The sequence below is a fragment of the Nocardia sp. genome (assembly GCF_025465275.1).
GTDB lineage: Bacteria > Actinomycetota > Actinomycetes > Mycobacteriales > Mycobacteriaceae > Nocardia.
In genome coordinates, this window is sequence record NZ_JAODNK010000023.1 from 1 (window position 1) to 10,452 (window position 10,452).

General features: G+C 64.3%; 10 protein-coding genes and 2 pseudogenes. 9 read left to right on the forward strand and 3 right to left on the reverse strand.

Going from position 1 to position 10,452, the window contains the following annotated elements; genetic code table 11:
• On the forward strand, nucleotides 1-530 hold a 530-nt coding region (locus JWN03_RS05345), incomplete at its 5' end, for a DUF6879 family protein (protein ID WP_297610559.1).
• Nucleotides 511-1,365: a helix-turn-helix domain-containing protein gene (locus tag JWN03_RS05350; RefSeq protein ID WP_297610586.1), complete on the forward strand. Its 855-nt coding sequence runs from the start codon at nucleotides 511-513 to the stop codon at nucleotides 1,363-1,365. The genes JWN03_RS05345 and JWN03_RS05350, both read left to right, overlap by 20 nt.
• Before the next feature lie 155 nt (nucleotides 1,366-1,520).
• Here the strand turns inward: JWN03_RS05350 and JWN03_RS05355 are convergent, their stop codons facing one another.
• Nucleotides 1,521-1,829, reverse strand: coding sequence for a hypothetical protein (locus JWN03_RS05355; RefSeq protein ID WP_297610562.1), 309 nt, complete (start codon nucleotides 1,827-1,829; stop codon nucleotides 1,521-1,523).
• Nucleotides 1,830-2,035: 206 nt separating this feature from the next.
• On the opposite strand from JWN03_RS05355, the gene JWN03_RS05360 reads away from it, so the two are divergent.
• Nucleotides 2,036-2,485: a hypothetical protein gene (locus JWN03_RS05360; RefSeq protein ID WP_297610565.1), complete on the forward strand. Its 450-nt coding sequence runs from the start codon at nucleotides 2,036-2,038 to the stop codon at nucleotides 2,483-2,485.
• 167 nt (nucleotides 2,486-2,652) lie between these two features.
• Here the strand turns inward: JWN03_RS05360 and JWN03_RS05365 are convergent, their stop codons facing one another.
• On the reverse strand, nucleotides 2,653-2,835 hold the full coding sequence (locus JWN03_RS05365) for a hypothetical protein (protein ID WP_297610568.1): 183 nt from the start codon (nucleotides 2,833-2,835) through the stop codon (nucleotides 2,653-2,655).
• A gap of 136 nt (nucleotides 2,836-2,971) precedes the next feature.
• Between JWN03_RS05365 and JWN03_RS05370 the strand changes: the two genes are divergently transcribed.
• Nucleotides 2,972-3,526 carry a hypothetical protein gene (locus tag JWN03_RS05370; protein WP_297610571.1) on the forward strand — a complete coding sequence of 185 codons (555 nt, stop codon included), beginning with the start codon at nucleotides 2,972-2,974 and terminating at the stop codon, nucleotides 3,524-3,526.
• 364 nt (nucleotides 3,527-3,890) lie between these two features.
• Here the strand turns inward: JWN03_RS05370 and JWN03_RS05375 are convergent.
• Nucleotides 3,891-4,333, reverse strand: a pseudogene (locus tag JWN03_RS05375) (transposase); the annotation flags it as partial.
• A gap of 94 nt (nucleotides 4,334-4,427) precedes the next feature.
• Between JWN03_RS05375 and JWN03_RS05380 the strand changes: the two are divergent.
• The 5 genes and pseudogenes from JWN03_RS05380 to JWN03_RS05400 all read left to right on the forward strand — a co-directional run.
• A pseudogene (locus JWN03_RS05380) lies at nucleotides 4,428-4,715 on the forward strand (transposase); the annotation flags it as partial.
• A 516-nt stretch (nucleotides 4,716-5,231) separates the two neighbouring features.
• A complete protein-coding gene (locus JWN03_RS05385; RefSeq protein ID WP_297610574.1) occupies nucleotides 5,232-6,248 on the forward strand; it encodes a WXG100 family type VII secretion target in 1,017 nt (338 codons plus the stop codon).
• Nucleotides 6,249-6,279: 31 nt separating this feature from the next.
• Complete coding sequence (locus JWN03_RS05390; protein ID WP_297610577.1) at nucleotides 6,280-6,765, forward strand: YbaB/EbfC family nucleoid-associated protein; 486 nt, start codon at nucleotides 6,280-6,282, stop codon at nucleotides 6,763-6,765.
• 111 nt (nucleotides 6,766-6,876) lie between these two features.
• Complete coding sequence (locus tag JWN03_RS05395) at nucleotides 6,877-9,816, forward strand: WXG100-like domain-containing protein (RefSeq protein ID WP_297610580.1); 2,940 nt, start codon at nucleotides 6,877-6,879, stop codon at nucleotides 9,814-9,816.
• 35 nt (nucleotides 9,817-9,851) lie between these two features.
• Complete coding sequence (locus tag JWN03_RS05400; protein ID WP_297610583.1) at nucleotides 9,852-10,124, forward strand: hypothetical protein; 273 nt, start codon at nucleotides 9,852-9,854, stop codon at nucleotides 10,122-10,124.
• Nucleotides 10,125-10,452 lie beyond the last annotated feature (328 nt).

The window sequence follows — 10,452 nt, forward strand, 5'->3', positions numbered from 1 at the left end:
ACAGGGAGACAGTGACCCAGATCAGTGACGGTGAGTTCGACCAGCTGCTGACCGATTTCGAGCACTCCGCGATCCACTTGGAGACTCGCGACGCATACGGCACGGCAACCGAGCTACCACACATGGCTCAGTGGGCTGCAGGCGAACCGGACGACCTCGAGTGGTTGCAGGGTTGGTGCGCAACGTTGCGTGAACACGTTGCGTCGGGACGATCGGTGCAGCGAGCGCGCATCGTTTCCGAACCGCTAAGCGACTATCAGCGCTGGTCCTACAGCATTGCTGGGCCGATGGTTGACGCAGGCGAAGACATCCGGTGGATTCCTCGACGCCGGGTGTCATCGATTGCGTTGCCGGGCAACGACTTCTACCTTTTCGATGATCGGCTGGTCGTCTTCCTTCACTATGCTGGAGACGGGTTGGGTACCGGCAAGACCACATCAACATCTTCTGACGATATTCAGTTGTGCCGCAAAGCATTCGAGGCGGTGTGGGCGCTGGCGATTCCGCACCGTGAATACAAGCCCGTCTAGTTCCGCTCAGGAGGCACGACGAGCACTGGGGTCCCGGCTGCGTGATGTACGCCGGGATGCCGGCCTGACCGCACGTCAGATGGCCGCCGCGACCGGGCAGCACTACACGCGTGTGTCGAAGATCGAGAACGGTGCGCAGTCACCTACCGATCAGGACATTCGTGAGTGGTGCCGGGTCTGCGGTGCTGACGATCAGGTCGCGGACCTGATTGCGACTCTGCGCGCTGTCGATTCGGCGTACCTCGAGTTTCGGCGGCAAAGCCGTGCCGGATTGAAGCGTGTCCTCGGTGCGCACACTCAGCAGCGGTACGAGCAGACCCAGGTGTTCCGCATCTACGAGCACAACGTCATCCCCGGCCTTTTTCAAACCGCCGAGTATTCGGCTGCGATGCTGTCGTTTTGGATTCGTTTCCTTGGTGCCCCGAACGATGTGGACGACGCGGTTGCCGTCCGGATGGAACGTCAGCGCATCCTCAAGCGTGGAGGGAAACGGTTCGTGGTCGTTCTCGAAGAGCAGGCGTTGCGGACCTGGTTCGGCGACGCGCGCATCCAGTCGGGGCAGCTCGGGCACCTCCTGGAGCTGATGTCTTTGCCCAATATCTCGGTCGGCATCATTCCACTCATGACCGAGCGAGAGGCGGTCGCTTCTGCCGGGTTCTGGATCTTCGACAACGAGCTAGTTGCGCTCGAAACACCCACCGCGAGTATCCAAGTCACGCAACCAGCGGAATGCGAGTTGTATGCGCGCATGTTCGAGGTGTTGAAGAACTCGGCCCTGTACGGGCGCGCCGCAAGGAGTCTCGTTCTCGACGTCCTAGCTGACCTCGTCCCGTGACCGGTCAATAGGGTCGTCGGCGTCGGAAAATGCCAGCCCTCGGCCCGTTGATCTTTCGCGGGCCCGCGCTGGCCGGTTCGAAACGCGCGGGTCACGGTATTACAGCGCGCCGACCTCAGGAAGGCCCTGCCCTCGGCAGCGGCTCTGTTCCTCGGCTAGCGGTAGTCGGGCCAGGTCCACTCGGTGTCCGTCTGGGCGCGGGCCGCAACGGCGGAAACACGCTCTGCGAGAAGGTCATCGAATACGTCTGTCCACGAGCCGCTTCCGCTGATGATCACCGTATCGAGCGATTCGATCACCACGTAGACGTCGGTATCGCTTCGCTGCTTGACCTCCACGTTGAAGTCCCAACCACCTTGGAACTCCTTCGCTAACAGTTGCTCGACCGCGGTCTTCACAGACTGTGCTTCATGAAGATCGGCAAGGCCTTTTACCGTGGCATAGAGATCGCAGTTCACAGACACGAGATGGAACCTACCGTGTCGGTACGACAGCTCGGCCGGTCGTCGCCGCCATCGTGGAATGGCTTACCAGTGAGGTCGATTCGGACAAGACGCCTGCCCCTGGAACCACTCGACAAGTAAGGCTTGGCGCGACGATCGGGCGTCCGAAATTCGGTGCGGATGTCCCGAGACCGCAGCCTCCGACTCCGGTCCGGCACAATAGCGCGGTGCGAGCCCTCGATCTCGAAAATGCCTTCGTTCGATACCTGGGCAACCACGGCCACACCCTCGACAACCTCAACGCCTCCACCGCGATCGGCTCGATGGCCATGTTCTATGCCCACCATCGCGTGACAGATGTCGACATCGACAACGACTGCGACATGCTGTTGTTTCAGTGGGGCACGTACGGCAACGACCGGCAAGAATTCGTCTACGACATCACCCGCCAGGTGATCACCGGCTCCGGAGTCGACGACAGCATCCGCCAACTCTCACTCAGCCTTTACTTCCCGATAACGGCGACATCCCGCAGCCTCGGAAACGGCAGCCGATGGTGTCCGCATCCCGAACAGACCGAAACGTTTCTGGCACTGATTGCCCGCCATCCGGCGGCAACTCATGTCAGCAGCGCTCGCCCGTACCGGACCCAGGTCACCTTCGACCACGCTGGATAGCACGCTCATCGGCAATACTGTGCGTTCGCCGGACATTCACACGATCGATTCGTGGCTCCCGTTCGCCGAACACGGACAACATTGGCGTCGACCAGTACGACACCTGTTGTGATTTGTTACAGTCCCACCAAAGCTACTGAGCTGCACAAACCTTCGCTGGAACCGGTTCACGTATCGGTGACCCCGAGAGAAGTCACATTGTTGCCGTTATGGCTGACCATTCGACATGCGCCGTCGGAAATCCCTGCCAGGCAGCGGATTCCGTCGTATTTCCATTCCAGGGCGTATCGGGTGTCGGCATCATCGGGCGCCGGGCCCGCGGTCGCCAGCATGGGTGTCGGCAAAAACACACGGTCAGCATATAGGCAATACCGACCGGTATGCATGATTGACTCACCTCGCCGGACAGGGATCCGCGCCCGCTCGGCGTCCGGACGTGCCGCGGTGGGGTAAGGACGCCATCCGGTTGTGACGCAACACGTACCGGTGGCCCAGCAGCGGCTGAAGATGTCGGTGCTGATGGATAGGGTTGCTGGTCCTCTACGACTGATATTGCTCGAACGGGAGCCACAGATGCAGATTCCTCCGCTCGATCCGGCGCGGGAAGCCCTCGCCATCGCCGATGAACTCAACGAGATCGCCGTGCCGCTGGGCTATTCGGTCCTCATCGACACACACATGCCCCCGCCGCCGGCGCCCGCCAGCACGCACTTTATCGTCCGCCAGCTCGGCGGTACCACCGTCCACGCCACCAGTGCCCCTGACAGCGTTCGCCGGTATCTCGCCGAGCTCGCGGACAAACCGCGGTGGCGGCTAAACCTCGACGACGAGTCGATCGAGGTCAGCGGTGCGGTGATCACCGACAAGCAGACAGGCGAGCAGATCGACCTCAGCGGTCGCTGGGCCCAGCTGATCGGAAACGTCTCGTCGGTCGACGACTATCGACGCGACAAGAATGTCCACCATCTGTCCGTGGTCGGGGACCAGGCACCGGCCATCGGCGCGTGGCACCGCTGGCCTGCCCATGCGGCTCGTGACTGAGCATTGAGGACTGGTTCTGTCGCGGTCGCCGACATCACGGCGTAGCGTCCGGCCACGGCTTTTCTCGGGATCGTGCTGGTCATGGGGGTAGACACCGAGACCACTACCGGAGGCGGCGGCGAGCGGGACTGCGGCGGGAGCGCCGCCGCTCGATCGTGATAGTCCCGGATTCCTCTGTTCTGTTGCGTCGATTCACATTTCGTGGGCGTCGCGCCCGGGCGATCGTCGGGGTAGGGGCCCTCATCCAGCGCTACCACCTTCCACTCCTGATTCATCGAGAGGTCCCAGTGTGTGCCCCAGACTCGCATTACGACCCGTGAGAATCCGTATTCGACCAGTGCCTTCGCGGTCGCCACCGCGGCGTCAGGCGCTGCTGGACGTAGTCGCGAAGCTGTTGGTTCTCAACGAGTTCGCCGTCTTCGGGCGTCTGGCGAACAGCTCGGCTTTCCACTGGGCAACCGAGGCGCGGTAGTCTAGCTTGCCGCACCGCGTCGCGGCGTTTCGCCGCAACTCTCGCGAGATCGTCGATCGGTTGCGGCCCAGCGCCTGCGCGATCTGCCGCACTCCCTTGCGTTGCACCCGAAGCAGCGCGATCTCCTCACGCTCGGCGAACGACAGATAGCGGCCGCCGGGCCGGCTCCAGGAATACGGTGACATCCCGCCAGCATCACGGAACCACCGACTGCCCATGACCGGCGATACCCCTACTGCGACACCGGCTTCGGTCGGCAACAGGCCCTCGGCGATCTTGTCCCAGAACAGTCGCTCCACCGAGCGCTGAATCGCGGGAGCCCCCGGCGACCGCATCGGCGCTCGTCCGGTGACCTCCCGCGCCCAGTCCGATGGCCTTCCCACACACCCTCCGTGACCTCGGGTGTTGCGACCACCGGTTGAACCTAAGCAATTCACCTCTTGGGCCTTCACCGACCGGGCTCGAGAGTCCGGGCTGGTGCCGTCGATGGGGTCGATCGGCGACTGCTACGACAACGCTGTCATCGAATCATTCTGGGGCAGAATGCAAACCGAGCTATTGAACCGGTAAAGATGGAGAACCCGGATCGAGCTGGCGAACGCGACCTTCGAGTACCTGGAGATCTTCCACAATCGGCAGCGCCGTCATTCCGCCCTTGGTATGCGGACACCGATCGAGTACGAGATGATGCAGTCACCCATCCACCCCGTGGCCTGAAGTCCAGCAACCCGACTCTACGAAACCCGGGGTACATCAGGCGGGTGCCGTCGTGGTCGATCACCACCGCGTGATGATGGTGTTTACCGATATCGATCCCTACCCAGGCGCGCTCCATTTCGATCTCCTGAAAGTCGGCGTAACCGTTTGTCCCGCAGACGACTTCGCTAGCAGATCCCTACACAGCGACTACCCGCAATTTTCAATCAGCAGCCGAGTCGTCCCGAGAGGGTGCCGGGCGGCCAATCAACGTCAGCCACTCGAGGCAGATCTTCCGTAGCCACAGGGCAGGGCGACATCAAAATTCGCTATGTGCGGCCATGGATGACTACGGCGTGGTGCTGCTGCGCGACCTGCCGGTCGACGCCCGGTCCACCACCTCGCACCGGCGCGCAACGGTAGGCCGCGCACCGCCCGGCCTCCCTGTCTTGGGAACAGTGCTCCCCAGGCATGTCCGAACGCCACTAACCTTCCAGGTAATTCGTCGTGGTGTCGTTGGTGTGTGATAGGGGGCACATGGGCGACACATTCCAACTGGATCCCAACGAGTTCGGCATGCAAGCCCCCGCATTCGGCAACGCGAGCGACGAATTGGCCGCGGCGTTGCGGCACCTCCAGTCTGCGATCGACACCGAGGGGCAGTGCTGGGGCAGTGACGAACCAGGACATCAGTTTGCCAAGACCTATCAGCCTGATGCTAACCAGACGGTCCAGAACGTCCAGACTCTCGTGCAGATCCTGCAGTACACCGGATCGCAGATCAAGACCACCGCCGACACCACCGGTGTCCAGGACCTCACTAACGGCCGTTCGATCGGGAATTCCGGAAATCCCGGTGGTCTCCAACCTTCGGGCCTGACGTCGGCGCCGCAGTACAACCCCAGCGCTCCCGCCGGGGCGGTCGCCCCGGCGGCGAACCCCCAGGGTTCGATCACGGCGCCCGGCGACCAGTCGAACCCCGGATTGCTCTCGGCTGCACCGATTTCCGTGACACCGCAGAGTATGGATGGCCAGGGGCCCGTCGGCTCCGGCCCCGCCGATCAGCCAGGCGGGCGGGGGTATCCGACCGCCGCGCAAGCGCTGTCGCAGCCGGGCAACGATACCGGGGGCGGTCCCGCTCCGGACACCGTCTCGCCGTCGCTGACCACCGATACCGCGCCGACGACCGAGCCCGACCCGCTGGGCGCCGACGACAATGCCCTCGATCCGGGGAGTGCGCCCTTCCCGACGGGTGGCGCCCGGACGGAAAATGCTCCGGGCGTGCCGCCCCCGTCCCGTTCCTCGTCCGCTGTCCCCGGCTCGGCGCCGTCCCGCAGTCCGTGGTCGGGTGGTTCGGTTCGCCGCCCGGACAAGAAGCGCAAGGAAGACAAGAAACCCCGCAAGGAGTTGCCGAAGGTGTCCGTCGCCCTCGACGTGGATCGTTCGCCCAGTGTGGACGCTGCCTTGCTTGATGTGACCGTCCCGACGCCTCGTTCGGACGCTCTGCGTTCCACATCGACTCCGTGGTCGCAGCCGGGCGCTGCCGACCGTTAACCAGCCCGCCCAACCGGAAAGGACGCCGTACGTGGAGCAGCCGAGCCTGGATCATCTGCAAGCGGCTAACGACGAGATGAAGCGGCTGGTCGACACATTGCTGGACGGTCTCGACCAGCGGGCCGCCGATCTGCCGGGCATATGCGATCGGCTCGCCACCTCGCGTTCATCCGCGTGGTCCGCCGATCGACGCGTTGAGGTGACCGTCGACGCGTACGGCATCGTCCTGGACGTTCGGTTGGCGGACAACGCATTCGAGGGCGGCAGGCCGGAACGTCTGGCTCGGTCGATCAAGGAGGCAGCCGTGGCGGCCGCCCGGGCGGCGCACCGGCGGCGGGACGAGATCCTCGCCCCGATCACCGAAACTACCGCCGTTCTGCCCGATCTGACCGACCTGTTTCCGGGTATGCCCCGCCTGCCCGATATCCGGAGGATCGTTCAGGCGGCGACACGTACCCGATCCGACACCGCCGCCGACACCGCCTGCAGTCCGGCCCAGGATGAACCGGGACAGTGAACCGCACGACATACGGTGCCCGACGGCGGGCACCCCGGTGAGGAGGGATGAGGGCGGCCGAGACCGGGCGACGTTCGACGTCTTCCGGGTCACACTCGACCTCGACAGCCGATGACCGTCTCCTTGGCCGACGTCCCCAAATGGGTGGTGGACTTGGTCGCCGGCCCCTGGCCGGAGGGTGACGAGAGTGCCATGCGCCGGCTGGCTGCGCTGTGGAACGAGCTGGGCGATGCGATCACCAACGCCTCTCATCTCGCCGGCGATGCTCGTAACAAGGCGCTGTCGACGATCCAAGGTGAGACCGGAAAAGCGCTGGCGGCCCACGGGATCAACTTGGACAGCGACCTCGCCTCCGCGGCACAGGCCTGCCACAGCCTCGCTGACCAGCTGGTCCGCGACGCGCTGTCCACCGAACTGACCAAATACATCATCAAAGGTTCGATCCTGGTCTTGGCTGCACAGCTGGGCGTCGATCTATTCATGCCGGGCCCTGGCGAGGTGGAGGGCGCGGCGGCGACGGCCGCAACGCGCCTTACCGTCCGGGCCGCGCTTCGGAGCTTGATCGAGAACGTGGGCACCGACGCCGCGCGGGCCGCGGCCGGGCGTCTGGTCAAGGCGATCCTGTTCAAGGGTGTGACCATCGGTGCGCTGCAGGGCGGTGGTGTCCCGCTCGTGGCCGAAACCGTGCAGATGATGCACGGCAATCGGAAGTGGGGGAACTACGACAGTCAGGTCGAGGCCGGCCTGTTGGCCGGCGCCGCGGGCGGTTTGGCGGGTGAATTCGTCGGCGGCAAGGTCATGGGCCGACTCGAGAAGACCCTCACCAAGGACGGCGCCAAGACGGTGGGACTCCTCGGGCGCTCGACGGTTCGGATCCTGGGCGGGGCGGCCGGTGGTGGCGCGGGTGCGGTAGCCGGTGAGATCGCGCAGGTTCCGGTCACTGGCCATCTGAACCTCCGCTGGGACACCCTCATTCCCGGCCTCGTCGGCGGCGCGATCGGCACGCTGCCGCATGCTCTCCGAGGTCCGGCCTCGAACGAGGTCCTCTCCGTGCCAACGAAGACCGGCGGGACCACGGACGAGTCGCCGAAGGCCGGCACCGGTGATTCGACCTCCGGCGCCAGCAACTCCGGCAGTAGGACATCGTCGGGTGGGCAGCCGGGCGAGGCCGATCAGAGTGGCGGGACGCAGACTGGCGGGCAACAGGCCACGCCAACTGGGCCCCCGGCTATTTCGGCACCCCCACTAAATCCCAGAGAGGTCCCACGTCCTGACGGAGCGCAGGGTCAGCACGCACCGCAGCGTGGGGCGGATCTCCCGCAGCGCGCGGGGGACCTCCCGCAACGCACGGGGGACCTCCCGCAACGCACGGCGGACCTCCCGCAACGCACGGCGGCGGACCTCCCGCAACGCACGGCGGACCTCCCGCAACGCACGGCGGCGGACCTCCCGCAACGCACGGCGGACCTCCCGCAACGCACGGGGGATCAGGTCACCTCCGGTGTACTTGGCGTCGGGGACCGTCCGGCCGAACCGCCGAGCCAGGAGGTCACCCCCGCCGACTCGGCGGGGGAGTCTGTGTCTGCCGTTGCGGGCGAGAAGCCGCCGGTGGTTGGAGTCACGGGAGATACGCCGCCGCCCGATCAGTCAGTCGCTGGTCGTGCGGGTGGCGACGCGGACAAGGTGTCTGCGCAGTCCAATGGCCGAGCTGGGACCGATTTGGAAGCCTCGACTAAGCCTGACCCGGAGGCAAAAGCGAAGGCGGGCGCGGCGGATAAGGCTGCTACGGAGAAGGCGGCTGAGAAGGCGGCGGCCGAGAAGACCGCCGCGGACAGCGGCGCAGTCGATGCCGCGCGGCGGGCTGAGGTCCCTTCCTGGATACGCGCACGTTTGGGAGACGAGCAGGGTGCGGTACGGGTGGAAGGTGACTGGACCAAACGGGAATTCCTGCCGCCGCTCAACGGACGCGACCGGATGACTCTCACCGGGGAGGAGTTCATGGAACGGTGGGAGCAGAAGACCGGGCGGAAGAGGATCCGCTACGAAGAATCGACGCTGGAGTGGGGCTGTGTGGGCGTCACGAGCCTATTTTCCGGCATCAAGGGAGACCACCCGCAATACAACCTTGTCGTCAGTGACCCTGAAACGTATCCCAGACAGTTCGAGGCCGAACAGAAATTGGCGCCACTGGAACAAGCGAACAGTAACCTGAACGAGACCAAAAAGGCGCTCCGGAATGCGGAGAAACAGTTGGAAGAAGCCAAGAGCGCGGCTGGCCCCGTTGGCCGATTCCGGAAATCGACAGCGGTAGCGATGGCGCAGTCTCTGGTCAATTACCGTAAATCGGAGGTCGAGGCTTACGAGGCGGCGGGTGAAGCAGCAGCCGCCAAGTTCGACCTTTCCACCGGGGAGCGGAGATTGCTGCGCCACGAGCGGGACGATGCGCAGGCTGAACACAGTGAACGCAGTCTGGCGCTGGCCCGCGAGTACAAGACCAGTATCGAGGATATTATCACGCGCAGGCCGGCAACTAGGGCGGACTTCGTACGGATGGCGAACGAGGACCCGAAGCTCTCCCGTCTGCGTGGCCTGGAAGACGCCCTGCCGCCCGGCCCTCCAGCGAACTGGGATGTGGTGATATGGGTGAGGGACTTCTATTCCGGTCAAGATGTCGCTCGCGACAGTCTCGGACATGTCCTCTACGACGAATACGGGCGGGAGATACATGTGGCGACCGAGCCGAACGCCGCGGCCTTCGCTCCGGATCCGGTTACTGGTCAGGTGGACATGTCGCAAGATCGCGCCCGAGCGAAAGCCCTGGGTATGGGAAATTTTGACTTCCATACAGAGGTAGCGCCGGGTGTCTGGGCGGGCGCCAATCATAGGGAGTACCCCATCGGTGACCCGCGGCGCACGGGTTCCGGGCGGTTCGAGGGTCCGATGGAGGTTAGTCTGAAGCCGGAATCGAAACTCCACAACTACGGTGGCGCATTCGAAGGCTCATTCTACGACAGCCGAGTGTACGGGCTCAGCATTCGTAGCTTGGTATAGGTCGACGTCAGCAATCGCCCATCGAGTGAGGAACAATGAATTTCGAAGATTATCTGAACGAAGAGGTCACTCTGTTCGGCATTGCCGAGAATTCGATATATGGGGCGATCGTCATGTGCGGCCCGAGATCCCTCGTTTATGTCGATGGGCTCCAGGAATGGGGTGAAGTCGAGGACAAGACTGTCAAGATCACAGGCATCGTGGTCGCGGAGGGTGACGATGGGGATCTCCGTACCGAGGAGGGCGTCAAGCACGGCGTCGGCCGCCGCTACATCCTGAAAGATGCCACGTGGAAGCGATTGAACTGACGATGCCGCCTCCAGGGCCAGCGCCGGGCCGCCGTAGCGGCCGGCCGAGCAGGTATCGCGGTATCAGCGCGTGAGCAGGGCGCAGCAGTCGGCGGGCAGTTCCTCGTCCGCCAGTGTGCTGCCCGCCTACACCTGGTCCGACGATGCCATGCGCTGGGATTCGCTCCCCGACTCATCGGCAACGAGGCCCGGTGGCGGATCGATTGCGCTGTGGCCGAAGCGATCACGGTGTCGAGTAGAGAGGTGCCGAGACCGTGGCGCTGCCAATACGGGACAACCAGAAGGTCGGCCACGATTCCGAGTAGCCCGTCGCCAAAAACGCGGCACA